The 25,826-nt window shown below is 60.7% G+C and carries 24 protein-coding genes and 1 pseudogene; 12 read left to right on the top strand and 13 right to left on the bottom strand.

Annotated elements, in window-relative coordinates; translation table 11 throughout:
* Nucleotides 1–55: 55 nt before the first annotated feature.
* Nucleotides 56–1,492: a DUF1254 domain-containing protein gene (locus ACZ9BX_RS25225; protein ID WP_476220809.1), complete on the bottom strand. Its 1,437-nt coding sequence runs from the start codon at nucleotides 1,490–1,492 to the stop codon at nucleotides 56–58.
* Between the two features lie 361 nt (nucleotides 1,493–1,853).
* Between ACZ9BX_RS25225 and ACZ9BX_RS25220 the strand changes: the two genes are divergently transcribed.
* The 7 genes from ACZ9BX_RS25220 (at nucleotide 1,854) to ACZ9BX_RS25190 (ending at nucleotide 8,704) form a co-directional block, all read left to right on the top strand.
* A complete protein-coding gene (locus ACZ9BX_RS25220; protein WP_476220808.1) occupies nucleotides 1,854–3,662 on the top strand; it encodes an adenylate cyclase in 1,809 nt (602 codons plus the stop codon).
* A 125-nt stretch (nucleotides 3,663–3,787) separates the two neighbouring features.
* Complete coding sequence (locus ACZ9BX_RS25215; RefSeq protein WP_476220807.1) at nucleotides 3,788–4,594, top strand: DUF2092 domain-containing protein; 807 nt, start codon at nucleotides 3,788–3,790, stop codon at nucleotides 4,592–4,594.
* Nucleotides 4,591–4,809 (top strand): hypothetical protein, encoded by a 219-nt coding sequence (locus ACZ9BX_RS25210; RefSeq protein WP_476220806.1) that lies wholly within the window; start codon nucleotides 4,591–4,593, stop codon nucleotides 4,807–4,809. Before ACZ9BX_RS25215 ends, ACZ9BX_RS25210 begins: the two co-directional genes overlap by 4 nt.
* Nucleotides 4,810–4,936: 127 nt before the next feature.
* A complete protein-coding gene (locus ACZ9BX_RS25205) occupies nucleotides 4,937–6,178 on the top strand; it encodes an alpha/beta hydrolase (RefSeq protein ID WP_476220805.1) in 1,242 nt (413 codons plus the stop codon).
* A gap of 85 nt (nucleotides 6,179–6,263) precedes the next feature.
* Entirely contained in the window at nucleotides 6,264–7,052 is a 789-nt protein-coding gene (locus ACZ9BX_RS25200) for a hypothetical protein (RefSeq protein WP_476220804.1), read from the top strand.
* A 47-nt stretch (nucleotides 7,053–7,099) separates the two neighbouring features.
* Nucleotides 7,100–7,903, top strand: coding sequence for a transporter (locus ACZ9BX_RS25195; protein ID WP_476220803.1), 804 nt, complete (start codon nucleotides 7,100–7,102; stop codon nucleotides 7,901–7,903).
* A gap of 654 nt (nucleotides 7,904–8,557) precedes the next feature.
* Nucleotides 8,558–8,704 carry a DUF1127 domain-containing protein gene (locus ACZ9BX_RS25190; RefSeq protein ID WP_476220801.1) on the top strand — a complete coding sequence of 49 codons (147 nt, stop codon included), beginning with the start codon at nucleotides 8,558–8,560 and terminating at the stop codon, nucleotides 8,702–8,704.
* A 407-nt stretch (nucleotides 8,705–9,111) separates the two neighbouring features.
* Here the strand turns inward: ACZ9BX_RS25190 and ACZ9BX_RS25185 are convergent, their stop codons facing one another.
* From ACZ9BX_RS25185 to ACZ9BX_RS25155, 7 genes and pseudogenes are all read right to left on the bottom strand, one after another.
* The gene (locus tag ACZ9BX_RS25185) at nucleotides 9,112–9,618 is read right to left on the bottom strand and encodes a sarcosine oxidase subunit gamma (RefSeq protein WP_476220799.1); all 507 of its coding nucleotides are present in this window, start codon (nucleotides 9,616–9,618) and stop codon (nucleotides 9,112–9,114) included.
* Nucleotides 9,611–9,814: a glycine cleavage T C-terminal barrel domain-containing protein gene (locus ACZ9BX_RS25180; protein ID WP_476223035.1), complete on the bottom strand. Its 204-nt coding sequence runs from the start codon at nucleotides 9,812–9,814 to the stop codon at nucleotides 9,611–9,613. The genes ACZ9BX_RS25185 and ACZ9BX_RS25180 overlap by 8 nt, the downstream gene beginning before the upstream one ends.
* Nucleotides 9,815–10,013: 199 nt before the next feature.
* Nucleotides 10,014–12,551: pseudogene (locus ACZ9BX_RS25175) on the bottom strand (2Fe-2S iron-sulfur cluster-binding protein); the annotation flags it as partial.
* On the bottom strand, nucleotides 12,548–12,814 hold the full coding sequence (locus ACZ9BX_RS25170; protein ID WP_132558334.1) for a sarcosine oxidase subunit delta: 267 nt from the start codon (nucleotides 12,812–12,814) through the stop codon (nucleotides 12,548–12,550). The pseudogene ACZ9BX_RS25175 and the gene ACZ9BX_RS25170, both read right to left, overlap by 4 nt.
* A gap of 9 nt (nucleotides 12,815–12,823) precedes the next feature.
* The gene (locus ACZ9BX_RS25165) at nucleotides 12,824–14,080 is read right to left on the bottom strand and encodes a sarcosine oxidase subunit beta family protein (protein ID WP_476220798.1); all 1,257 of its coding nucleotides are present in this window, start codon (nucleotides 14,078–14,080) and stop codon (nucleotides 12,824–12,826) included.
* A gap of 9 nt (nucleotides 14,081–14,089) precedes the next feature.
* Nucleotides 14,090–15,238: a M24 family metallopeptidase gene (locus ACZ9BX_RS25160; RefSeq protein ID WP_476220797.1), complete on the bottom strand. Its 1,149-nt coding sequence runs from the start codon at nucleotides 15,236–15,238 to the stop codon at nucleotides 14,090–14,092.
* A 57-nt stretch (nucleotides 15,239–15,295) separates the two neighbouring features.
* Entirely contained in the window at nucleotides 15,296–16,477 is a 1,182-nt protein-coding gene (locus ACZ9BX_RS25155; RefSeq protein ID WP_476220796.1) for a M24 family metallopeptidase, read from the bottom strand.
* Between the two features lie 189 nt (nucleotides 16,478–16,666).
* Here ACZ9BX_RS25155 and ehuB point away from each other — a divergent pair, with 189 nt between their 5' ends.
* The 5 genes from ehuB (at nucleotide 16,667) to ACZ9BX_RS25130 (ending at nucleotide 20,487) form a co-directional block, all read left to right on the top strand.
* Complete coding sequence (gene ehuB / locus ACZ9BX_RS25150) at nucleotides 16,667–17,530, top strand: ectoine/hydroxyectoine ABC transporter substrate-binding protein EhuB (protein ID WP_476220795.1); 864 nt, start codon at nucleotides 16,667–16,669, stop codon at nucleotides 17,528–17,530.
* Nucleotides 17,531–17,592: 62 nt separating this feature from the next.
* Nucleotides 17,593–18,321, top strand: a complete 729-nt coding sequence (gene ehuC, locus ACZ9BX_RS25145) for an ectoine/hydroxyectoine ABC transporter permease subunit EhuC (RefSeq protein ID WP_476220794.1) — start codon at nucleotides 17,593–17,595, stop codon at nucleotides 18,319–18,321.
* Nucleotides 18,318–18,971 carry an ectoine/hydroxyectoine ABC transporter permease subunit EhuD gene (gene ehuD / locus ACZ9BX_RS25140; protein ID WP_476223034.1) on the top strand — a complete coding sequence of 218 codons (654 nt, stop codon included), beginning with the start codon at nucleotides 18,318–18,320 and terminating at the stop codon, nucleotides 18,969–18,971. Before ehuC ends, ehuD begins: the two co-directional genes overlap by 4 nt.
* A gap of 2 nt (nucleotides 18,972–18,973) precedes the next feature.
* On the top strand, nucleotides 18,974–19,753 hold the full coding sequence (ehuA, locus tag ACZ9BX_RS25135) for an ectoine/hydroxyectoine ABC transporter ATP-binding protein EhuA (RefSeq protein ID WP_087000923.1): 780 nt from the start codon (nucleotides 18,974–18,976) through the stop codon (nucleotides 19,751–19,753).
* Between the two features lie 2 nt (nucleotides 19,754–19,755).
* Entirely contained in the window at nucleotides 19,756–20,487 is a 732-nt protein-coding gene (locus tag ACZ9BX_RS25130; RefSeq protein WP_476220792.1) for a GntR family transcriptional regulator, read from the top strand.
* 84 nt (nucleotides 20,488–20,571) lie between these two features.
* Here the strand turns inward: ACZ9BX_RS25130 and ACZ9BX_RS25125 are convergent, their stop codons facing one another.
* The 5 genes from ACZ9BX_RS25125 to ACZ9BX_RS25105 all read right to left on the bottom strand — a co-directional run bounded on the left by ACZ9BX_RS25125 (nucleotide 20,572) and on the right by ACZ9BX_RS25105 (nucleotide 25,779).
* Nucleotides 20,572–21,747 carry a mandelate racemase/muconate lactonizing enzyme family protein gene (locus ACZ9BX_RS25125; RefSeq protein ID WP_476220791.1) on the bottom strand — a complete coding sequence of 392 codons (1,176 nt, stop codon included), beginning with the start codon at nucleotides 21,745–21,747 and terminating at the stop codon, nucleotides 20,572–20,574.
* A gap of 10 nt (nucleotides 21,748–21,757) precedes the next feature.
* Complete coding sequence (locus ACZ9BX_RS25120; protein WP_476220790.1) at nucleotides 21,758–22,669, bottom strand: dihydrodipicolinate synthase family protein; 912 nt, start codon at nucleotides 22,667–22,669, stop codon at nucleotides 21,758–21,760.
* A complete protein-coding gene (locus ACZ9BX_RS25115) occupies nucleotides 22,666–23,502 on the bottom strand; it encodes a carbohydrate ABC transporter permease (protein ID WP_476220788.1) in 837 nt (278 codons plus the stop codon). Before ACZ9BX_RS25115 ends, ACZ9BX_RS25120 begins: the two co-directional genes overlap by 4 nt.
* A gap of 1 nt (nucleotide 23,503) precedes the next feature.
* Nucleotides 23,504–24,442 (bottom strand): carbohydrate ABC transporter permease, encoded by a 939-nt coding sequence (locus ACZ9BX_RS25110; protein WP_132558354.1) that lies wholly within the window; start codon nucleotides 24,440–24,442, stop codon nucleotides 23,504–23,506.
* Between the two features lie 62 nt (nucleotides 24,443–24,504).
* Nucleotides 24,505–25,779 carry an ABC transporter substrate-binding protein gene (locus ACZ9BX_RS25105; RefSeq protein WP_476220787.1) on the bottom strand — a complete coding sequence of 425 codons (1,275 nt, stop codon included), beginning with the start codon at nucleotides 25,777–25,779 and terminating at the stop codon, nucleotides 24,505–24,507.
* Nucleotides 25,780–25,826: the final 47 nt, after the last annotated feature.

Below are 25,826 nucleotides of genomic sequence, written 5' to 3'. Positions count from 1 at the left end.
TCATCGGCATCCGACGCCATGCGTCAGCCTGGTCGAGATAATTCATGGTCTGGATTTAATATTGCGCCACATTGATACCGGGCGGCTGCCAAGTGCCTTCGCCGGCCGGCAGGATGGAAGGTGCTTCGGTCTTCGGCCAGTAGAGCCGCATCACGAGATAGATCGTGTCATTGGGCGCAGGCAGCCAGTTTGCCTCCTTGTCCGCGCCAGGGCTGTCTTTCTGGATATAGAGGGTGAGCGAACCATCCTGGTTCTTCTTCATTCCCGGCAACATGGGCGAGTTGATGAGGTAGCGATTGATTGGATTCTTGACCAAGAGCTGGCTTTTGCCGTCGTACATCGTAACCGACCAAAACGCATTCACTTGCGGCAACTGGCCGGGTGCGAAGGTGATGGTGTAATTGTGCTTGCTGCCGTCGAGCGGCGCACCGGTCGCGTCCGTCCGGGTATAGGGGTACATGGCTTCTACGGCATCGTTGCCCAAAAGACCGCCCTTGGCAGCGCCTGCTCGCATCACCCAATCGCCGTTGTAGAAGGCCTCGTCGCCAAAGAACGAGCCGACGTTCCAGCCGTTGATGTTTTTGTTTCCGCCGGTCAGCCATTTGTCGACCTTGCCGTCGCCCTGCTTCATACCAACCAGCATTTCGGCTTTATGTTCGAGCGACAGTTCCTTGAAATCGAACGTCTTGCCGGGACCGATGCCAATCTTCGCAAGTTTCGCACGAATGGCCTTGTCCGTTGGCGTCTCGGGGACGAATTGCAGGGCCGCGTCGAGATACTGGAAGAAGTTATCCTTGATCCCGGCGGTGGTGGCAGGAAGGAACTCGATCGCGGGCGCGGCGGGCGGAGCGGGCTGGTTGAGGAAGGCGGACTGCGGACGCAGCTTGTAGCCGGCCTGAATTTTCTCGACGTTCGGCATGTCGTCAGCGTTGAAGAGCTGAGTGCGGATAAGCGCGAGCGTGAACGGCGTCGTCGATTGGAAGACCTTCTTGATCCCGGCGGGCGTTTCACTTTTCCAGTCGGGGCCGACCACTAGATAGTCGCCCGGCTCGGTCCCCGTGGTCCGCGAGCCGATATAGCCATAATTGTAAGTGTTGTTGTCGATGAGCTGGACCGAGTAGTAGCGGTCCTTTTCAATCGCCGGTACCGAGATAACCATCGGCTCAGCGCGCAGATCCAGCCAGAGGATCGAGTAAGGGGTGTCGCTGTTCGGCGTAATGACTGCCGTATCCTCCGGGGTGGAGACATGATGCTGGTTGTTGATTTCGTTGAACGGCGCCTTGAACTGCCCCGAGTTCTTGTCGACGGCGAATTCCTGCATGACCGCATAAATCATCACGAGCGGCAGGCCGTAGATGAAGCCTTCCTCGGCAATGTCCTTGGCCTCGATGATGCCGGGGTAGCTTTGCGCCATCAGCAGGCTTGGGCTCGCAATCGTGGCGCCGGCGGCGATCGCCGCGGCGGAGCGAAGTAGATCTCGCTTCGTCAACATTTGCCGTACTCCTCTATTATTCGATGAGTTATCGAAATCCCCTTCGGCAGCACTTCCCGCCCTATCCAGATCAGGAGACACGGGGGTTGCCTTCGACCGCGATCGTGACCGGGCACTGTAAAAGCGCAAGTATGTAACCGTAACATACGAGTATCGCGCCGCGCGTTTCGGACATATGGTGCGGCTAATCGGGGCAGTACTCCAGATAGAGCACCCGCCTGAATTCGCCGTGCACGAACTGCGCCGACGCAATCTTGTCGTCATGGACGGCGATCGATTTCTAGTGTAGGTTACATTCCACAGGGGTAATAAAATCTTTTTCTTGCATACGCGACCCTCAAGAGCGGGTGAGGAGTAAGCCGTGCAGAACCAATTGCCAGCGGCGCAAGATGTTGCGACGTGTTTATCACGCGCTCCACCGAACCAGGCCGATATTCGCGCTCAGCTCGAGCGCATCTTTTCCAGTTGCGAATTTCCGAAGGTGGGCCGAAGCGCCACCCTTCTCACCTATGTCACGGAGGAGGCGCTTGCGGGCCGCGCCGAGCGCATCAAGGGCTATTCGATTGCCATCGAAGTGTTCAAGCGGCGCGAAGGGTTCAAGCAGGACGATCCCGTAGTCCGTATAGAGGCTGGTCGGCTGCGGCGCACGCTGGAGCGCTACTACTTGGTCGCCGGACAAAATGATCCGATCAGAATCGACATCCCCAAAGGCGGTTACGCGCCATCTTTCGCCTGGAACGAAGAGGTTCCGGCGTCTTCTGACGACCGACCCGCCACACTGCGTCAACGATTACAGAAATTGATGCCATTCGGTCTTGGAGCTGGCATCATGCTCGGCGTGGTCATGGTGGCGCTCGCCGTTTCTGCCTACTTGCTACCCACAAGGTTGGGCTCTACATCGCAGGGATCCATCAAGGAAGGTCCGACGCTCGTCGTCGCCCCGTTCGCCAATCTCGGAGACGGGCCGCAGGCAGCCCTTTACACCGCGGGCCTGACCGAGGAGCTTTTGACCGCCCTTCCTCGCTTCAAGGAAATCAGGGTTTTCGGTCGCGAGACATCGAAATCCTTGCCCTCCGGGGTCGAGGCGTCCCAGATGGGTGGCGAGCTGGGCGCTCGCTTCCTCCTTGCGGGCGGCGTTCGTGTTTCGGGTAACCGCATTCGCGTGACGGCGCGCCTGCTTGATACCGACAATGACGAAATCCTGTGGTCGCAGACCTACGACGACGACATTAAGAGTGGTGATCTGTTCAGCATTCAGTCTGACGTCGCTAACAAGGTGGCGACCGCAGTGGCCCAGCCCTACGGCATCATGGCTCAGGCCGACGTCTCCAATCGGCCCCCTGACGATCTCGGCGCCTATGGCTGCACGCTGAGCTTCTATGGATACCGTGCGGAATTGAGTGCCACGCGGCACTTAGACGTGCGGGAGTGCCTCGAAAGAGCCGTCGCCCGTTATCCATCCTTTGCAACCGCATGGGCAATGCTCTCCATCATCTATCTCGACGAGGACCGGTTCCGGTTCAATCGGAACACTAACGGGTCGCCTCCGATTAATCGCAGCTTGCAGGCGGCCCGTCGCGCCGTGCAACTGGATCCGGACAACACGCGCGCTCATCAGGCGCTGATGACGGCGTTGTTCTTCCATCAGGAGGTTTCCGAAGCCCTCCACGTTGGTGAACAGGCATTGGCGACCAACCCAAACGATACAAAACTGCTCGGGGAGTTTGGTACGCGTGTCGCGATGAGTGGAGAATGGCAACGTGGTGCTGAACTGCTCGACCGCGCTTTTGCCCTCAACCCAGGCGGCGCCGGCTACTACCATGGCACCCGCGCGCTCGCCGCCTACATGCTGCATGACAACAAGACTGCGGTCATCGAGATCAAGCAGGCGGATCTCCAGAAGTTTCCGCTCTTCCATGCCGTCGCCGCGGTCATCTACGTGAACGCGGGGATGATGGACGACGCCCGCCGCGAGGCTTTCAGTTTCAACGAGATGCAGCCGGATTTCATTCCCAACGTGGTGGCCGAACTCAAGGCGAGAAACTTCCGACCCGCCGACAGGGCAAGACTGATCGCTGACATCAGAAAGGCTGGCCTTCCCGCGTCCGACGAGTTGCAGGCGTCGATGCTGTGGCGGCCTCAAGGATCGGCTGTACTTGTGCCACGGTAGCGCCGCGGGAGGGCAGTGCACCGAGCCGTTTCGGCACAGATGCTACCAGATGTTACGGGCCTTTGCCGTCGTCCGACTGTAGAGTTCGACGGATTGCAACGATCCATACAGAAGGGCATGCATCGATGGCCAGACAATCACGAAAATTTCGGCATCGTTTCTCGGCTGCGCTCGCGGCGGGGTCCCTCGCCCTGATCGTTTCCGGGTCCTTGTCGGTAACCCGTGCCGACGAAGCCGACGCCAAGAAGCTGGTGAAGGCGATGTCGGACTATCTCGCCTCGCAGAAAGCGATCTCATTTGAATACGACACCAATCTTGAGGTCGTAACCCCCGACCATCAGAAGATCCTGCTTGCAAGCTCCGGTAAGATGGAGATGGGCCGGCCCGACAAGCTCCGCGTCACCCGGCATGGCGGGTTTGCCAATGTCGAGATGACATTCGATGGCAAGACGGCGACCCTGTTCGGCAAGGACGCCAATCTCTATGCGCAAGCCGAGGTGCCCGGCACGATCGATCACCTTGTGGACGAAATGCGGGACAAGCTGCATCGGCCTGTTCCCGGCGCCGACCTCCTAATGCCGGATGTCTACGGCACTTTGATGCAGGACGTGACCGACATGAAAGATCTCGGCAGCGGGGTCATCGGCGGTGTCGAATGCGACCACCTGGCCTTTCGCACCAAGGAGGTGGACTGGCAGATCTGGATCGCCCAGGGCGACCACCCTTACCCCTGCCGCTACGTGATCACCGCGACGCAGGTCGATCAGGGGCCGCAATACAGCATCCAGATCAGCGACTGGAAGGCGGGCACCGACGTCCTGGCAGCAGACTACACGTTCAAAAACACCACGGACGCCAAAAAGGTCGATCTGTCGAAGCTCAAGGACACCGACGAGCTTCCCGATCACCTCGCAAAAGGAGCGAAGCAATGACCCTGTTCAAACGCGTGCGAGTTCTCCTGATTGCCGCGGCCGTCGGAATTTCCGGGCTTGAGGTCGCTGAGCAGCTTTCGATCCCCATGACAGACGGGATCGGGATCGTGACCCCGGCCGAAGCCAGGATCGGCAGGCCGCTGACGCCGGTCAGCGTCGCCGGAGTGGCACGGCGCACCGTCCGGCGCTGCGCGGTGGGCGTCTACTACTGTTAGGACGAGGCAGTCGAGGCGCTGTGTCAGTGAGCATTTGTTGGATGAGGGGCGATCGGTGAGCAGTCATTGGTGCGTTGGGTTGGCGTCGGCTCAGAAGTGCTGGCTTCGCTGGGTTGTTGTGTGTGCCGTGCTTGCAGTGCTTCCCGGATGTGGCGGCCATCCGAAGGATGTGCTGACCCCCGTGGCCGATACGTCTCCAGGCTCGCCGAAAGTCGACATGCTGATCGCGACGACCCGCACCCGGTCGACCGTGCCGGGAGAAATGTTCAACGGAGAACGCGCGCTGGCCCCCGCCTTCGCCGACATGACGATATCCATTCCTCCGAGCAAGGTCCGCAAGGAAGGCCAGGTCGCCTGGCCGAAGAGGCTGCCGTCCAATCCTGCGACGGACTTCGCCACCGTGAAGGCCGACGACCTCGACGTCGACGAAGCGAAGAGATGGCTGAGCGCTACTGTCAGGAAGACCCCCGACGGCAGCGTCCTCGTCTTCATTCATGGTTTCAACAACCGATTCGAGGATGCGGTCTACCGCTTCGCGCAGATCGTCCATGACTCCGGCGTCCGTAGTGCGCCCGTGCTGGTGACATGGCCGTCGCGCGGCAGCCTGCTGGCCTATGGCTACGACCGTGAAAGCACCAACTATACCCGCAATGCCCTGGAGACGCTCTTCCAGTATCTGGCAAAGGATCCCGAGGTGAAGGAAGTCTCGATCCTGGCGCATTCGATGGGTAACTGGCTTGCGTTGGAATCGCTGCGCCAAATGGCCATCCGCAATGGCCGCCTGCCGAAGAAGTTCAAGAATGTCATGCTCGCCGCCCCCGATGTCGACGTCGATGTGTTCAGCCAGCAGATCGCCGATATGGGCAAGCAGCATCCGCAGTTCACGCTGTTCGTGTCCCGTGACGACAAGGCGCTGGCGTTTTCGCGCCGCGTCTGGGGGGACGTTTCTCGGCTCGGCGCCATCGATCCGGAGCAGGCTCCGTACAAGAAGGAGCTGGAAGACAATAAGATCATGGTGGTCGATCTCACCAGGATCAAATCCGGCGACAGCATGAACCACGGCAAATTTGCTGAATCTCCCCAGATCGTCCAGCTCATAGGCCAGCGCATTTCGGAGGGGCAGACGCTGACCGACAGTCACGTCGGACTTGGGGACCAGATTTTGGTGGCGACCACCGGGGCGGCGACCGCGGCGGGCAACGTCGCGGGTCTAGTTCTAGCCGCGCCCGTTGCCGTGATCGATCAGCACACACGTGACAACTATGCCAGCCACGTCAGCAGTGTGGCGGGCACGAGTGGGGCGCAGCCGGCCGCAGCAACGGTCAAGCACTGTGAGGAAGGACGACCGACGCCGAGCTGCAAACGCTAGTATTCGAGGTTCCAGCCTCGGATACCGGTCAGTGACATACTGTGATTCGCCAATACCAACGTGACTGCAATACGAGGGGACTTTCATGAGGGTAATTCAGGTACACGCTGCGGTTCTTTGTGCGAGCCTTGCGGCCGTTTCGTCTGGACGGACCGCGGACATCGCGCCGGGCATTCCGGAAGCCAAGGTGGTCGAAAGCGAAAGCGGCTGGTCATACACCGTGGCCCCCTACTTCTGGGCCGCGGGGCTATCGGGAGACATGGCGCAATTCGGCCTGCCCGAAGTCCATATCGACTCCAGCTTCGGTGACATATTGGAGAACCTCGACTTCGCCTTCATGGCGGCAGGCGAAGCCCGGTACGACCGCTTCAGTATCTTCGGCGACATCATGTACACCAAGCTCGGAGCGGGCGCGAACACGAGAAACGGCATCCTCGCAGACAGCGTCGACGTGACCTCGAAGACCTTCGCCGGACTGCTCGGGGCCGGATATTCCGTGCTGGAGAACCAGTCGGGTCATCTTGACATCGTCGGCGGCGTCCGCGTCTGGTCGGTCGATACGACGATCGGATTCAACGGCGGCATCCTGGGTGGCCGCAAACCGGACGATGGCGCGACCTGGGTCGACGCCCTCGCTGGTGTCAGGGGGAACTTCTTCTTCACGCCTGAAATCTACGTCACCGGCTGGGGTCTTGTCGGCGGCGGCGGCGCGAATATCGACTGGGATGTCTCCCTTGCGCTCGGCTACAAGTTCACCGACACGATCTCTGCAGTCGCCGGCTACCGGGCGTTGGGCGTGAACTATAACAACGATGGCTTTGTATTCGATGTCGTCGAGCAGGGTCCGATCATCGGCGTCGCGTTTCACTTCTAGGCGGCGGCTCGTGAAAATTCGATCGTGTTTCAATGGGAATGGCATCAATGAATAGCATGGCTTATCGGACGGTGATGACCCTGACGGCACTTGGGCTCGGTACGGGGCTGGCATACGCCCAGTCGAATGAAGACCTGGCGAAGAAGCTCTCAAATCCGATCGCCTCGCTTATCAGCGTGCCGTTCCAGTTCAACTACGACCACGGCTATGGTCCGAACGACGGCGACAAGGCGACTCTGAACATCCAGCCTGTCATTCCCTTCGAGTTAAACGAGGACTGGAACATCATCTCGCGCACCATCCTGCCAGTCACATGGCAGAACGACATTGCCGGGCCATCGGGAACGCAGTTCGGTCTCGGCGACACCACGCAAAGCTTCTTCTTCTCGCCTTCGAAGCCGACCGAGAGCGGCACCGTCTGGGGCGTCGGTCCCGTGTTCTTGCTTCCAACGGCGACGGACGAACTACTCGGAAGCGGCAAGTGGGGTGCGGGTCCGACAGCGGTTGTCCTCAAGCAGCAAGGCCCGTGGACGTTCGGGATGCTCGGTAACCACATCTGGTCGTTCGCTGGTCAAAGCGACCGGGAGGATGTGAGTTCGACGTTCCTCCAGCCGTTCATTTCCTACACGACCAAGGACGCGTGGACGTTCTCGCTGAATACGGAGTCCACCTATAACTGGGAAACGAACGACTGGTCGGTCCCGATCAACTTCACGGTCGCCAAGCTGATTACCATCGACAAGCAGCCGATCAGCCTGACGGCCGGCGTCCGGTATTGGGCCGACGCGCCGGAGAATGGCCCGAATGGGCTTGGGTTCCGCGTCGCGCTGACATTCCTCTTCCCGAAGTGATTGTCCATCATCGTGAAGGAGCGTCGTGATATTCGAAACATATCGGCAATCCTTCCTTCTTGCTCGGGACCGCCGCACGAAAATGCGGCGCTGAACGCCTGTAACATACGGTAAAGACCGTCTGCGGTTCGGTACATCGCGCCGTCCGGCGCTATCGTCTGCCAGCGATCGGCGAGCGCGGGCATCAGTCTTCGAAACTGTTATGAGAAACGGGGATAGCCGTGCGGCAGCAGCACCGGCGCGTCGGCAGGGCCCGTCCTGGTGATAGAATACGTTGTTTCCGTCTACCTCGATCTGGCGGTGTCTCATCCACACCTCTGCTTCCGCCGCCAACTATGGCAACAATACTCTCAGAACCATGTACCGGCCTTAGCAGGCCCTGACGGCAAAGTCGCTTGGAGGTTTCCTCCACCGTGGCCAAGTAGCCCGGGCAATTGCCGCCGAACAGCGATCTTGCCCGGCGCATCCGCTGTTGGCGGGATGCGGAAGGGTTTGCGCCTTGGCACGGAGCTGCCTATGCGTGTTGCGCATAGGTGGAGTGAGGGATTGTCACTGTTTTAAACCGATTGAAACGCCTATATTCCAATCATCGAAACGACGCCGGAGCCAAGCAAGGTTGCTGACGTCAGACAGCCCTCAGGAAAGGGGATTATCATGAACGTCGCACGCTCTTTCAATAACTGGCGCAAGTTCCGTCAGACCGTTAACGAACTTGGCCGCATGTCCAGCCGTGAACTGCAGGACCTCGGTATCGACCGCGCCGACATCCGCAGCATTGCCCGGGGATCACTCGCTAAATAGCGCTGGAACCCAACTCGCTGACGACTGCTCGACGCCCGCTCATCACGCGGGCGTTTTTGCGTCGGCCGTCTTGGTTGCGCACTCTATTGGATTGTGCCTTGTCGCGCGCCTGGTGGCCTGTGTTTCTTGCATAGCTGCAGTGCAACATAACGCCTATCCAACACCACGCGATCGTCTATGATCTTTCTTGACGAAGCAATGCACCTCCTCCCGCAAAGCTTCGTGTCTCAGACGGCCCACTCCTCCTCCCAGGGGCGTCTGTAGGAACAGCGGCACCCTCCTCCGTCGCTGTTCGGTTCTTTTCGAAAAGCCTGCTGCACCTCCTCCCGCGGCAGGCTTTTTCGTTTCCGGGCTGCCTGCTTAAACCGGTCGGCCTCCGGTCTGTGTCGTCGACCGGCAACGCGCCACTAGGCCGTTCCGACAGGCCTGGAGCATAGCCAATGCGAGATGCTTCTCGCAAAGCTTCGCGGCACGACGAACTCGCCCTCGAAGTTGGAGGATCGGGTGAACATGACCGGGATGTGGTGAAATGACGAGAACGTCGCCACCCCCTCGGTCGTGTCCCAATCGATCGGCAGGCACGTGGAAAGAAGGTCCCGCAAATGCGGCGTGATGACCTGGATGCGTACGCGCCCTTCGCTGAGATCGAGTCCGCAGCCCAGTTCCGGCGGAATGCTGAACGCGCCCGCGCCCCGCGCAGCAGGGAAGAGCCAGAACCGGCGCGGCGCCGCACGGACGACCTTCAGGTCATCGCGGACGGCGATCTCTCCCACCCTCCCCGGCACAGGGCCGTCTATTTTCTGCGCCAATGCCGCCTCGAAAGAACGAAGCTCGAGATCCCATGCCTCGTACTGTATCAGCGGGCAGGGCGATTGCTTGAGGACCATGGGTTCCGAAGAATGAATCTCAACCATGCATGCGTTCTCCGGCAGGATCCAGGAAGACGGGGGAAACCACCTTCGCTCGCACTGTTTCGCTTTTCATCGGATAGACTGCGATGACCTCGTCGGCCATGACATCCGCAGCAAGCAGGGCGAGACCTATGTAGCAATCGAGTTCCGGACTGTAGGTCACGGATGTCACGCGGCCGCGGCCGTGCCCTTCCAGCAAATCGCCGGGCGCAAACAGAATGGCTCCACCGCGAAGCCGTTTTTTCGGATTCGCTGCATTTCAGGCCCACCAATCGTTGCCGGTCGGCGGCCCGAAACGCATCGCGGCGGCTCAGGACCTCGCCGACGTAGGTTGCCCGCTTCGCGACCATCCTTGCCATGCCAAGATCGGCCAGTGTCGTTCTGCCGTCGATTTCGGGGCCTGCCACATGACCCTTTTCGATCCGCAAGGCACCAAGAGCCTCGACTCCATACGGTTTGAGCCGATACCGCGCCCCGACCTCCAGGACATGCAGCCATGCGGCTTCCCCGTTCGATGCTCCGACATAAATCTCGTAGGCGCACTCACCCGAATAGCTCAGGCGCATGATTCTCAACCTGCTGCCGCAAAACTCTCCCTCGGCAAGGCCCATGTGGGGCAGAGCCTCGTTCGAGACATCGATATCGGGAAACGCGGCTACCAGTATCTTGCCGCTTTCGGGACCTGCGACGGACATGCCTGCCCATTCATCGGTGACTGACGAAACCGAAACCCGCAAGTCCGGCCATGCGGTGTCCAGCAGGAATTCGAGCCAGGAGAGCACGTCCGCCGCCTTGCCAGTGGAGGTCGTCATGAAGAAACGGTCCTGGTCGAGGCGCGTGGTTGTTCCGTCGTCGAAGACAATGCCGTCGTCGCGCAGCATAACGCCGTAACGTGCACGGCCGACTTTGAGACTCGCAAAGCCATTCGCGTACACCCTGTCGAGGAAAACGGCACCGTCAGGCCCCTGAATCTCGATCTTGCCAAGCGTGGAAATGTCCATCAGCCCGGCTGCCGATCGCACGTGCCGCATCTCGTTCACATAGGCCGCGTTGACCTCCGTTCCGGAAGCCTTGAAGAACCACGGACGCATCCAGAGCCCAACCTCCAGCATTTCAGCGCCATTCGCGACGTGCCAGTCATGCATGGGGGTCAGACGGAAGGGGCGGAAGTGATGGCCGATCGCCCCTCCGGCGACGGCACCGATCGAAACCGGCGTATAAGGCGGACGGAATGTTGTCGTTCCCGTTGCCTGGACCGGCAAGCTGCGCAGCTTCGCCATTGCCTTCAGTGCATTGACATTGCTGGTTTTTCCCTGGTCTGTCCCCATTCCGAGCGTGGTGTAGCGTTTGAGATGTTCGACCGATTGATAACCCTCCCGCCGGGCCAGTTGAATGTCGTCGAGGGTCACATCCATCTGGAAATCGACAAATGCCTTGCGCAGGCCGAAGGCCGGCGTGTAAGCGGCGACCGGGCCGTCTATTTCCTCCAGTTCCAGCGCGGGCGCGTCGCAGACCTTTCCATGCCATCCGGCGATGGCAGCGGCGGCGCGGCCGACGCGGCAGCCCTCTGCAATGGCGGCACGGATGGTGGCGCTTCCGGCGACCGCACCGGCGACAAACTGGCTTTCGGACAATTGCCCCGGGACAAAGGCGTCGATGTCCGGCCTATAGACAGGCTTTACCCCCTGATGCGATGTCAGATGCAGGACCGGCGACCAGCCGGCCGACATGCCGACGAGATCGCAGGCCACCTCCACGCGCCCCTTTTTTCCTTCGAGCACAGCTGCCCGAACGCCCAGCTTGCCTTTTGCCGCTGCGATGCCCGTTTCAACATGCACGTCGGCACCCAAGCGCCGCGCCTTGGCGACGAGTTGCGGCGTGGCCGATTGCCGTGCGTCGGCGATCGTGACGCGCGCGCCATTGGAAACCAGGTCGAAGGCGGTCAGATAGGCGTCGTCATCTACGGCCGCTATGACGACCTCCTTGCCCGGAAGAACGGCGTAGCGATTGACATAGGTCCGGATTGCCGAACTCAGCATCACGCCCGGCCTGTCGTTGTTGGAGAAAACCAGCGGCCTCTCGATAGCACCAGTGGCAAATACGATGCTTTTGGCGTGCAGCAACGTGAATGTCTTCCGCGCCGCGCGTGCCGCACCCTCCACAATGGGGTTGGCATCCTCGATGAGGGCAAGCGTATTCCCGTCATACTGGCCGAAAGCTGCGGTACGGGTCATTACGCGGACGTTCGACATTGTCGCCAGTTCCGCCCGTATCGTGTTCAGCCATGCCGCCGCTGCCGGATCGGAAAGCAGCCGGCCGCCGATTTCGAAATCCTGCTCTATCAGCAGCACGCGTGCTCCTGCCTCGGCGGCAGCCCTTGCGGCGCAAAGGCCAGCCGAACCGCTGCCGACCACCGCCACGTCGGTGAAATCGTCGCGGGCGTCATAAAAATCAGGATCGGGCTCCATCGAAGCCTTGCCGAGGCCCGCAGCCTTGCGGATGAAATGTTCGTAGAACCTCCACGCGCTGCGGGTCGGTCCCATGAAGGTCTTGTAGTAGAATCCCGACGCGAGAAGCGGGCCGAACAGGCCGTTTACGCTTTGCAAATCGAAACGCAGGGACGGCCAATTGTTCTGGCTGGCCGCATCCAGCCCCGCCATGAGCTCGATCGTCGTGGCCGGAAGGTTCGGCTCCCGGCGTCCCCCGGTGCCGACTGTGACCAGGGCATTCGGTTCTTCCGCGCCTGCAGACAGGATGCCGCGTGGACGATGATACTTGAAGCTTCTGCCGACCAGCGTCGCGCCGTTGGCAAGCATGGCGGAAGCCAGCGTGTCTCCCTTGAGACCGAAGAGCTGGCGGCCGTCGAACGTGAACTTCAATGTCTGCGAGCGGTCCAGATATCCGCCCGAAGGAAGACGCTTGTCGATCAATGTCATGCCCGTTGCCTCCTGGAAAAACTGACCGAACGGATGGAATGCGTGACCGTGTCCCGCTCCACGACGAGCCATTGACGGCACCCCAGAACATGCTGCCAAAATTCCTGGTGCAGACCTTTCGGATTTGACCTCACATACACATATCGATACCAGGCATCGGGGTCGGAATTGTCATGGGCTGGCCGCTCGACAGCGGCGTCACCGCCGTAGCGGAATTCGCCATGGTCGCGGATGCCGCAACAAGGGCATTCGATACGAAGCATTTCGCTCTCCTACTGAAGCCAGGCGAAGGGGCCTGCACCCGCTTCGTCAAGCAAATATCCGGTACGGAAGCGGTCGAGCCCGTAGCCTTCGATGAGGGGATGTGTCTTCCCGGTTGCCAGCATGTGCGCAAAGCACCAGCCCGACGCAGGGGTCGCCTTGAATCCGCCGTAGCACCAGCCGCCGTTCAGATAGAGACCCTCGACGGGCGTGGGCGAGATGATAGGGCTTGCGTCCGGCGTCATATCCATGATCCCGCCCCAGTGGCGAAGCAGACGAAGCCGGGATATGTTCGGCATCAGCGCGATCGCTGCCTCGCAGACTTCGCGCAGCACTCCCGTGTTGCCGCGCTGTGAGTAGGAATTGTATCCATCAAGATTGCCGCCGAAGACCAGGCCGCCCTTGTCCGACTGACTGAGATAGAAATGGTCAGCGCCATAGGCGATGACATGGTTGACCAAAGGCTTGACCGGCTCCGTCACGAATGCCTGGAGGAGGTGGCTTTCGATCGGAAGCTCGAGACCGGCCTTCTGACCGAGGACGGACGTGTGGCCGGCCACTGCGAGACCGACCCGCCCGGCCCCGATACAGCCGCGTGTCGTCTCGACACCGACGATCCGTTCACCATCGCGAAGAAAGCCCGTTACTTCGCATCCCTCTATGATGTCCACGCCGTGGCAGCTCGCTGCCCGCGCATAGCCCCACGCGACGGCGTCGTGACGGGCCGTTCCGGCACGGCCTTGAAAGATCGCGCCATGGATCGGAAACCGTGCTGCTTCGGAAAAATCAAGGTAAGGAACGAGCTTGCGGACCTGCTGCCGGTCGAGAATGTCGGCGTCGATGCCGTTCGAGCGCATGATGTTGGCACGATGAGCGAATGCGTCGTGTTGGTCGGCCGAATGCGCCGTGACCAACTGGCCGCGCTGTGAAAACATGACGTTGAAGTTCAGGGTGGCCGACAGGCCTTCCCAAAGTTTCATGGAATATTCGTAAAACTGGGTATTGCCGTCGAGCAGGTAGTTCGATCGAATAACCGTGGTGTTGCGCCCGACGTTGCCGCCGCCGATATATCCCTTTTCCAGGACGGCAACGTTGCGGACACCGTGGTTTTCCGCAAGATAGAAGGCGGTGGCGAGGCCGTGCCCGCCACCTCCAACGATGATGACGTCATACGACGGCTTCGGGCTGGCAGCACGCCAGGCGCGTTGCCAGCTTCTGTTGCCTGTGGCTGCATGGCGCAGCAGCGAGAAAATCGAATAGCGGCCCATGGGGTAGTCCTATCGAACAATCGGACCCAGCGGCGTGCGGGTGAGCACCTCGGGACCGTCTTCCGTCAAAAGCACGGTGTTGGAAACGAAGTCGTCGCCCTGGCCCGTGCCCATCAGCCAGGACAGAATGTGGAAGCTCATGCCGGTACGGATCTCGAGATCGGAATCGTGCCTGAGACCCGTCACCGAGTTTCCGCCCGTCCACGACGGCGGCTGGCCGACGCCGACGCAGTAACCGCAGTGATGCCGCCGGTAGTGGGAAAGCCCTGCGTCGTCGGCCGCACCCTGCCAAGCCGCGTAGACATCGCGGGCAAGCGCGCCCGGCTTGAGCGCTCCGAGAACGGCGTTGAACGCCCTTGCCGTCACGTCCGCCATGCGCGCGTCGGCATCGCTGATCCCGCCAAGCCGGATCAAGCGCCCGAGGGGCGCGTGATAACGGGAGATACACCCGGAAAGCTCGACAAAGACCGGCTCGCCCTTGCGGTATTGCCCTCCTCCCCAGGTCGTATGCTCCTCGCCGAGCCTCGATGCCGGACGGATGAACGGGCCGAAGCCGGGCGCATGACCGCCCGCCCGGGTCATCGCAGCGATGCATGCGGCGGCAACGTCGCGCTCGTCGGCACCATCGGTGATCATCTCGATGGCGGCAGCCGCTGCCAGATCGGTAATTGCCGCAGCCCGCCGCATGAGGACCTGCTCCTCGGTGCTCTTTACAAGCCGCAGGCGATCAACCAGCCCGGAGACATCGCGCCAGTCGGCACTCACCAGAGATTTCAGCCGCAAAGCAAGGCCATGGCTCAATCCCGCCGTCCAGTACTCAAGACCGATCCGCTTGCCGGCGAAGCCTTTCTCACCAAGGACCCGCGAAGCAAGGTCGGCGGCGGTTTCGCTGTCGCTGTGACCGCGGAAGCCGGCGGCACGGACATGGCTTTCGATCGTGATCCGCTCCATTGCGCGGGTGATGAGCGTCGGCTCCCCTTCAAGCGGCACGACGAGAAGATGGGGCGCGAAATAGCCCCAGTGGTCGAGGCCCGTGAGATAGAAAACGTTCTCCGGCGATGCAAAAACCGCAGCGTCAAGTTCTTGCTCGGCGAGCCCCGTGCGTACCGCGTCGAGGCGGCGCGCAATTTCGCCACCGGTAAAGGGATTGCCGTCCATATCAGTCTCTCTTTTCTTTATCCGCAATCGGCCGAATCCGGCCGATTGCGGGAATGTCTATTCGACGACGATCAGCTCACGCGGCGACGCACACAGCTTCTCGCCGCCCTTGTCGGTCACGACGAAGGATTCCGAAATCGCCAGGCCGAAATCATCAAGCCAAACGCCCGCCATCATGTGGAAGCACATGCCAGGCTGCAGTTCCGTCCTGTCGCCCGGCCGCAGGCTTACCGTCCGCTCGCCCCAATCCGGCGGGTAGGCAAGACCGATCGGATAGCCGACCCGGCTTTCCTTTTTCAGTCCCCGGCTGCGCAGGACCGACTGCCACGCGGCCTCCACCTCCTCGGCGGTTCTGCCGGAGCGGGCCTTCTCGAGACCGGCGTCCACGCCGTCCACGATCGCATTTGCGATGTCGAGATAGACCTGCGGCGGTTTGCCGAAATGCACCGTGCGCGTGAGGGCTGCATGGTAGCGCCGCCTCACGCCGGCGATCTCGAGGATCGCAAGTCCCGATTGAGGCAACGGAGCTTCGGTCCAGGTCAGATGCGGCGTCGCCGTCCCGTCGCCGACCGGCATCAGCGGACAGATCGCCGCATAGTCTCCGCCAAGACCATCCACGCCCATGATCTGGGCATGATAGAGTTCGGCGATAACCTCATTCTGCGGGACGCCGGGATGCATCTTGCCGATCGCCCGGTCCATCGCATGCGAGCAGATCGCCCCCGCCTCTCGCATCAACGCCAGCTCCGGTTCGGATTTGATCAGGCGTGCCCAGTTGACGAGGTCTCCGTTGTTGGAAAATCTCGCCCCCGGCAGGCCTTTGACGAGATGGGCATGGCAGCGCGCCGTATAATAATGTGCATCCATTTCTACTCCGATGCGCGCCCTGCCCCATCCTCTCAGACGGACGAGTTCTGCGAGTTCATCGAAAGGATGCCCATCCGGGTTCTGCACGAGATATTCGGAAAAGGGCACAATGTTGCGCGCAGGCAGTCCAGTGGTCAGACGTGCGCTCTTCTCGTCCTGCGCCCGGCCGAACCAGATCGGCAGCTCCTCGTCGAGGTGCACAAGCACGCATTGCGGAACGTAAAAGGACCAGCCGTCGTAACCGGTGAGCCAGCTCATGTTGGCCGGATCCTGGCAGACCAGGAGATCGAAGCTCGCCCGCTCCATCCGCTGCTTCACTTCGCGAATCCGTCGGGAAAACTCCGCTTTGGTAAAAACAGACCGTCTGTTCACGACATCTCCCTTTCACCGTGGCACCTGCATAGATGTGTACATCATTTTCTGCAACATGCAACATTACTCACCTTTATACGGATGCATTGGCGACTTTCTGGGTTTTCCTTGCCAAATTACAAGACAGATGTATACTTCTTTTACCTGAAGGGCATCTGCCATCCAGGCGACAAACGAAAAGGGGAACCCATGTTTAAAACGCTCATCTCCCGCAGGAACGCTCTCAGGGCCGCCGCGCTGACGATCGCCACCGTATCTTTCGGCATCCATGCCCATGCGGAATCCACACTCGAAAAAGCGAAGGCTGCGGGTTATATCCGCATCGGATTTGCCAACGAGTCACCGTTCGGTTTCGCAACGCCCGACGGAAAGCTCTCCGGAGAGGCCCCGGAGGTCGCCAAGGCCGTACTCAAGAAAATGGGCATCGCCGAAGTTGACGGTGTTCTCACCGAATTCGGATCCCTTATCCCCGGCCTCAAGGCGGGCCGTTTCGACATCATCGCCGCAGGAATGTTTATCAATCCCAAACGCTGCGCCGAGATCGCGTTTTCCGAGCCTTCCTATGGCATCGGGCAGGCCATGCTGGTTGCCAAGGGCAACCCCAAGGCAATCAAGGACTATTCCACCTTCGCATCGAACAAGGATCTGAAACTCGCCGTCATGGCCGGCGCGGTGGAAGGCGGCTACGCCAAGGACGCGGGGCTCGCAGCGGCACAGGTCGTCTCCCTACCCGATCAGTCCAGTCTTGTCGCCGCCGTCCAGGCCGGACGAGCGGACGCCGCCGCCTTGACCGCGCTGTCGATCGCCGACATGGCCAAGAAGGCAGACGGTGTGGAGCCGACCGAACCCTTCGGCGAAGTTGCGGGTAAATCGGTAAAGGGACATGGCGGCTTCGGATTCCGAAAGGAAGACGCCGATCTCGTGGACGCCTTCAACAAGGAACTTACCGCCTTTTTAGGGACGCCTGAGCATATCGCACTTGTTGAGCCGCTCGGCTTCGGGAAAGGATACCTTCCGAACAAGACGACGAAGGAACTCTGCGCAGGCGAATGATGCCGTATGGCCGGCGGCGCGGCAGCGCCGCCTTTCCAAATCCCCTATGACGAGGGACGCAGATGTGGATTCGTATGCTCGCCACAATGCTTGCTGCAACGCTGCTTCTAATTTTGCTGCTTTCATTGAACGATGAATACTGGCTTTTCTTGCCAGGTCTGCTCCAAGGTGCAGTCCTGACTGTCGAGATCACGTTGCTGGCAGCCATCGTGGCGATTTTTATGGCCTTCGTCGCGGCACTCGCAAAACTCTATGCTCCTCTCCCAATACGATGGCTGTCGTCGGCATACATCGAGATATTCCGCGGAACGTCGGCACTTGTGCAGCTCTTCTGGCTCTATTTCGTGCTTCCACAGTTCGGGGTCTTTCTCGACGCCTTCGTCGTGGCCGTTCTCGCGCTCGGCCTCAATATCGGCGCTTATGGCGCTGAGGTCGTCAGAGGTGCCATTATTTCGGTGGCTCGCGGACAGTGGGAAGCCTCCGTCGCACTGAACATGTCGAGGGGACAGATGCTTCGCCGGATCATATTGCCGCAGGCCTTCGCGGCGATGATCCCGCCTTGGGGCAACCTGTTGATTGAACTCGTCAAGTCGACTTCGCTTGTTTCGTTGATCACGTTGACGGACCTCACGTTCAAGGCTCGGCAAATGAACCAGACGACGCTGAAGACCGTGCAGGTGTTCACGCTCGTCCTGTTGATCTACCTCGCCATTTCTTTGACCGTCACGATCGGCATGCGCATTCTCGAGCAACGCGCTGCACGAGGATTGACACGCGGAAAGGCCGCCTGATGTGGGACTGGACATTTACGTTCGAGATTCTCCCGGTGCTCGGCTCGGCCGCCATCGTGACCGTCGAAGCGACCATGCTCGGCTTTGTCATTGCCGCAACGCTCGGCCTTCTGCTCGCCTCGATAAGGCTCGCTTTCCCGCTCGCCGGCGTGGCCGTCACTGTCCTTATCGAACTTATCCGATCGACTCCGCTGCTCATCCAGATCTTCTTTCTCTTCTTCGTGCTGCCGAAGGCCGGCATCGTGCTCGACGCGTTTACGGCGGGCGTATTGGCGATCGGCATCCACTATGCAGCCTATTGCTCGGAAGTGTACCGGGCCGGCTTCGAGAATGTGCCCAGAGGGCAGTGGGAAGCCTCGATCGCCCTCAACCTCTCTTCCTGGCGCACGTTTCGGGATATCATTCTGCCGCAGGCTCTGCCTCCCGTGGTTCCAGCACTGGGCAACTACCTGATCGCGCTTTTCAAGGAAACACCCCTGCTCTCGGCGATCGCGGTTCTTGAACTCATGCAGACCGCAAAGATCATCGGATCGGAGACCTTCCGCTACACAGAGCCCGTCACACTCGTTGGCGTCTTCTTTTTGGGTATGAGCCTGGTTTCGGCGAGCATGGTGCGACTGCTCGAATCATGGCTCAAGTGGAGATACTAATAATGACCGACATGCCAATGGTTCGTTTCGAAAACGTCTCAAAACGGTACGGCACGTTCAGCGTTCTCGACAATCTCAATCTCGATATCGGCTACGGCGAAAAAGTATCGATCATCGGTCCTTCCGGTTCGGGCAAGACCACCGTGCTTCGCATGCTGATGACCCTGGAATCCATCAACGACGGCGTGCTCTGGGTCGACGGGGAACCAATGACCCATATGAAAAAGGATGGACGGCTCGTGCCGGCAACCGCCAAGCACATACGCCGGATCCGGGCAAAGATCGGCATGGTGTTCCAGTCCTTCAATCTGTTCCCGCACATGACCGCGATGGGCAACTGCATCGAAGCTCCGATCACGGTGCTTGGAATGAAGCGCCGGGAGGCCGAAGAGCGAGCCGCCGAGCTGCTCGACATGGTGGGGCTTTCGACAAAGAAGGACCATTACCCTGCGCAACTTTCCGGGGGCCAGCAGCAGCGCGTCGCAATCGCGCGCGCGCTCGCGATGCGGCCAAAGATCATGCTGTTCGACGAAGTCACCTCCGCGCTGGACCCTGAACTTGTCGGGGAAGTTCTTCAGGTGATAAGGAAGGTCGGCACCGAACATGACCTGACCATGTTGATGGTCACCCATCAGATGGGGTTCGCCAAGGAATTCTCCGACAGGGTGTGTTTCTTCTATCAGGGTAAGATTTGCGAGCAGGGGCCTCCGGCGGAAATCTTCGGGAACCCTAAGAACGAAAGGACGAGGCAGTTTCTCAACGCTGTCTTGCAAGCGGGATAGCATTGCAAACTGAAACACCCAGCGACACGGCCAGCATCGAACCTCTTCCGTCCGGGTCGGCCCGCGAGAGGTTCGATCGCATATACTACACCCTTAGGGACCGTATCTGCCTGCTCGAATACGCGCCGAGCAGCCGCTTGTCCGAAGAAGAGCTGGCAAAAGAATTCTCCACGAGCCGCACGCCCGTGAGGCGTGTTCTGGCGAGGCTGGAATCCGAAGGGCTCGTGGAATCGGTCCATGGGGTGGGCACGATCGTTACCGATCCCGACATCAACGAACTGGTGCAAATCTACCATCTTCGGATGGAACTCGCCCTTCTTATCGGCAAGCTTTCTCCCGTGCCGCGTGATGCGAAGGATCTGGAACGGATCAGGTCGCTCATCGCACGATGCGATGCCGCGATGCAGAACCCGACACAGAAGGCTTTTTTGCTGCTGAACATGGCATTCTTCGCCGAGATCCGGGCCTTCACGGGGAATCTGCCGCTCAGGGAAATCAGCGAGCGGCTTTATTATCAGGTCGTGCGGGTCGTACTGAAGATGATGCCGAAGCTCGGTTTGGCCGAAGAGTTTGCCGCCTTTCGCAGTGAAATGCAGGCGGTTCTCTCTGCAGCCGAGATAGGCGACTGGGAAGCAATCGGATACATACGCCGCGCCCATATCTCGATGAGCTTTCATCGAATAATGAACTATGCCGACAAGACGGAGCTCTCCGCAGACGCTATTCGTCCATGACGCAAGGCGCCGGGCAACCGATCGATGCCGGCGTTCGTCTCCGCACAGCGTGCGGCCCCATCCATATTGTCCCGTGAGGTGCTTCTACTTGATATATTCGAAAAGACGGTCATGCGGCTCGACGCCAAGTCCGCTGCCTGTCGGTATCGTGTAATAGCCCTCCTGGCATGCCATGTCTCCGGTAACGAAATCGAGGTTTCGGTCAAAAACGGAGTGCTGGTATTCATGATAGGGAACATTCTGAAGTGCTGACGCTGCCTGAAGGCTGGCAGCCATGAAGATGCCGATGCTGATCGAGGCATGGGGAATGACATTCATGTGGAACGCCTGCGCCATGCGGCCGATCTGGATGAATTCCGAGATGCCGGAATGGCCGACCTCCGGCTGGACGATGCTCATCGCCCGCGCCTCGAAGCGCGGACGGTATTCGTAAGCCGTGCGCAGCTCCTCGCCGAGCGCCAGCGGCACGCCGATGCCCTGCGCGACGCGCGCCTGTCCTTCAAGATTTTCGGGCTGGCAGGGCGCCTCGGCAAAGTAAAGATTGTAGGGCTCCAGCCTGCGGATGAGCCGGATCGCCTCCGCCGCCTCGAATTTCCAGTGCAGGTCGACCATGACGTCGACGTCCGGACCGACCGCCTCCCGCAGCGCCGCCATCTCCTTGACGATGCCTTCATCTGACACCGCCGCGGCAAACTTGATGCCCTTGTAGCCCCTGCCGGTCCACTCGACGGCAAGGTCGCAGCGCTCCTTGATCGTCGCGCGCGGCAGGCCCGAGACATAAGCGGGGATCGCATCGTGGCGACGCCCGCCAAGCAGCGTCGAAACGGGAACGCCGAGGCCCTTGCCGGCAAGATCCCAGAGCGCGATGTCGACGCCCGCCAGCGCATCGAGATAGTAGCCGCCAAAAAACCCCCTCACCCGCATCAGATCGTAAAGGTCCTCATGGATGACGACGGCGCCCGCCGGGTCGCGGCCGATGATGACGGGGCCGAGCACGTCGTCAATGATCGCCTTGGTCGCCTCCGGTGCCACGATGCCGTAGCACTCGCCCCAACCGACCCTACCGCTCTCTCCGGTCACCTTCACCAGCAGCGTCATGTCGGCGGAAGGATAGATAGTGCGGTTGCCCTTGCGGATGAGATAGCCGCGCCCGTTGATCGCCTCGCCTTCCTTCAGCGGCCCGAGATAGGGCACCTCGCGCGGAATGGAGATGATGAAGGTTTCGACTGAAACGATCGCATCGACGATGTTCTTGCCCATGTCTTCGACCTCAGCTCGGTATGTGATGCTTATAGGGCAGATCGGCATCCGCGATCAGCGCCGCAAGCTCGGCGCGGTCGCCGTCGTCGAATTTCGGGCCCTTGCCGCGCACGAAGACATTCCTGATGACGCCGCGCCGGCGCAACACCTCCTTCGTCATGTGCATGCGGAAGATCGCCTGGAAATTCAAAAGCGGCAGCGAGGCAGAATAGAGCTTTCTCGCCGTCTTCACATCGCCCTGCTGCCAGGCATGCACGAGGGCGGCATGGATGTCGGCAAGCTCGCTGGCCGGCATCGTGCCTGCCGCGCCCCTGGCGAGCTCGTCGGTGATATAGCGCCCGCCGGCACCGCCGAAGATCGCCTCGAGCGAACCGTTGGCGGCCGCCTTGATGCGGGTCAGATGCTGGCCGCAGGGAGGTGTCTCCTCCTTGATGTAGCGGATTTCCCGCACCGCGCTCGCGATCCCGGCCACCTCCTCCGGCGTCAGTCCCGCGCCGATCGGCTTCGGCTGGTTCTGCAGCATGATCGGCACGCCGGCTCCGGCGGAGACTTCCTTGAAATAGGCGATCTGGGCGGCAATGTCGTTAGCGAGATGGAGCGGCGCCATGACCATCGCAGCCGCAGCACCGATTGCGGCCGCCTGGGCGATATGGCGGGCGGCGGCTTTCGGGTCAGGGTCGCTCGCGCCGATGACGATCGGGATCCGGCCGGCGATGCGCTCGCCGAGCAGGACTACCTGACGCCGACGCTCCTCCGGCGTCAGCGTATCCACCTCGCTCGCCACGCCCGGATAGACGACGCCGTCGGAACCGCTCTCGATGGCGAAATCGATGACAGCAAAGAAATCCGGCTCGTCGATCGTGCCGTCGTTGCAAAAGGGGGTGGGAAGCACCGGGAAGGACCCGGCAAGTTTCGTGGTCATTTGACAGCTCCGGCAGTGACGCCCTGAATGAAATAGCGTTGGAGGAACATGAAGGCCGCGACGATCGGGGCCGAGACGACGAGGGATGCCGCCATGGCGCCGCCCCAGTCGGCATTGGTTTCGTTGAGATACGTAAGCAGCAGACCGGGACCGATGGTGCGCTTGTCCTCCGAGACGATCAGCGTCATCGAATAGAGCAGATCGTTCCAGCTCCACATGAAGGAATAAAGGAAGACGGTGACGATCGGCGGGATCGAGATCGGGATGACGATCGTGTGGAAGATGCGGAAGTCGCCGGCCCCATCGGCGCGCGCCGCATCGATCAGCTCGTCCGGCACCTGGCTGAAATAGCTGTAGAGCATGTAGACGGCGACCGGCAGGGCAAAGACGATGTAGCTCAGGATCAGCCCCGGCCGCGTGTCGAGCAGGCCAAAATCGGTCATGACCGGATAAATGCTGATGAGCAGCAGGCCGAAGGGGAACATCTGCGCCGAGAGCATGAAGAGCATGATCGGCTGGCGTCCGGCATAGCGGTACTTGGCGAAGCTGTATCCAGCGTAGATCGCCAGGATGGTGTTGATCGTCGCGCTCGCGCCCGAGGTGATCAGGCTGTTCAAGAGATAGAGCCCGAGCTGGCTCTCGGTCATCAGCGACCAGTAGTGGGAAAGCGTCACGTTCCTCGGAAAGAAGGTCGGCAGGACCTGGTAGAGCTCCTCATTGGCCTTCAGCGAGGAGATGATCATCCAGTAGATCGGAAAGAACAGATAGAAGCCGATCAGCAGAATCGTGCCGCCGAAGACGAGCTTGGCCGTGCGGCTGGAAAGATCGAACATCTCAGCGCCCCTTCACTAGCATGCGGAGATAGAAATAGGCGGGCGGCAGCAGCGTCGCGACCCAGAGCACGCCCATGGCCGAGGCCATGCCGATGTCCCATTGCTCGAATGCCTTGCGATAGACGGAGATGGAGAGCACCGAGGTCGCCCGCACCGGTCCGCCGCCCGTCAGTGCGAAGATCGTGTCAAAATCCTGCAGGCCGCCGATGACGCCGAGCACCACGACGACGATCAGCACCGGCCTCAGATGCGGCAGCAGGTGATCGCGCAGGATGGCGAAATTGCCGGCGCCGTCGACGCGTGCTGCGTCGATCTGCTCCTGGTCGACATTCTGCAGGCCGGCGAGGAAGAAGGCCATGAACAGCGGGATCGATCGCCAGATGCGGGTGAGGATGACAGCGGCAAGCGCGCCCTCCGGCGTCGAGAGCCAGGCCTGCGGCACGTCGATAAGCCCAAGCTCCAGGAGTACGCCGTTGATGACGCCGAAACGGCTGTTGAAGATCCAGGCCCAGACGAAGGCGCTGACTGTGCTCGGCACCACCCAGGGCATGATCGTCAGTGCGCGGATTACCCTGCGGCCCCTGAACGGCTGGTTGAGGATCAGCGCCCAGCCGAGGCCGAGCACCACCGTGCCGATCGTCGCACCTCCGACATAGATGACGGTGATGCCGAAGGACTGCCAGGTCTCCGGATCGGTGAGGATGGCCTTAAAATTCGCAAGTCCGATGAAGGTCGGCTCGATCGTCTGCAGCGTATCTTCGAAGAACGACAGGCCGAGCGCCTGGACGAACGGATAGAGGATGATGATTGAAAAGGCGATCGCCGCCGGCGCCAGCATCAGCATGCCGATGCGGCGCTGCGCCGCCTGCAGCCCGCCTTTGCGGGCGTGCGGCGACACGGGATAGTCGAGGCGGCCAGGCGCCTGCATCACGTCGGTCATCTTCTCCTCCTGTCATGAAAGGGCAGCCGCAAGTCGGCTCGCGGCCGCCATGGCGTCGGGCCCTATTGCGCGTGGCCGGCCTTGGTCATCGAGGCCTTCATGCGCGTGCTCATCGAGCTGATCGCCTCATCCGGGCTCTTCTGGCCGAGAAGGGCCGCCTGCACCTCCTGGGCCAGGATGTCGGTCAACTCGCCGCCATTGCTCCAGATGCCGACTTCGTTGCGCCGCGGATGGGTGTTGTTTTTCGCCCAGGCGCTGAGATAGGCATCGCTTGCAACGACCGGGTTGGCGCGGGCGGATTTGGTGCCGGGCAGCGCGCTCTGCTCGACCGGAAATTGCGTCTCCACCGCATCGTCGCCGAGATAAGCAATGAACTGCATGTTCGCATCCTCCTTCGTCGGCGGGCTGTTCTGGGCGAAGGAGATGATCAGATGCGCCCACTGGATCGAGACCGGCGTATCACCCGCCCTTACGACCGGCACCTGCATTGGCTTGATGTTGGCGTCGAAGGCCGGCCCCTGGCCGGAGAAGCTGCGCAGGAAGGTGCGCGACTGCGGTGCATCGAGATAGAAGGCGGCAGCGCTTTGGCCCACGAGACGGCGGGCATCCGGCCGGCCGATCTCGGGCGCAACGAGCCGCTCCTTCATGAGATCGACGAGGAAGGCGAGCGCCTTGCGGCTGGCGTCGCTGTCGACCACCACCTTGCCCTCAGGATCGATGACATGTGCACCGAAGACATATTCCCAGGTCAGGAAATCGACGAGAATGTCGCTGTTGTTCTTGGTCGCCATGGCATAGGGCACCGAATTCGGCACCTTGTCGCGGATCGCGACCAGGTCGGCCCTGAATTCCTCGACTGTGGTCGGCAGGTCAGTGATGCCGGCCTTGGTCAGTGCCGCCTGGTTGGCGACCATGCCGATCGAACCGGACATCAGCGGCACGGCAAGCTGCTTGCCGTCGATCTGACCCATGGCGAGCGCCTCGGGCGCATAGATCTTTTCGAGATTTTCCTTGCCGAAGACCGTGTTGTAATCGACGAGGCCGGGCAGCTTGCTGAGCGAGGGCAACCAGCGCTCGGAAATCTGCACGACGCTCGGGAGCGTCTTGGAGCGGGCCCGCAAGAGCACGTTCTTCTGCAAGTCGCCGAAGGCGGACGGGATCGGCTCCACCGTCTTACCCGTCTTGGCCGTGAAGCCCGCGATGATCTTCTCAACCGATGGCTTTGCCGATTCCTCGGCATAGCTGTAGCCCATCCAGCTCAAATCGGCGGCGCGAGCGGCCCCCATCGCGAACATGCTGACGGCGAGCGTCGCCGTGACCAGTTTCCTCATTTTCATTGTTCCTCCTCCCATTGTGGAACTGTGTTTCAACTTTCATTCGGACA

The sequence above is a fragment of the Rhizobium sp. USDA 3886 genome (assembly GCF_056279785.1).
The sequence above is the reverse complement of the archived record's forward strand: the minus strand, read 5'-3'. Positions and strand labels throughout refer to the sequence as shown.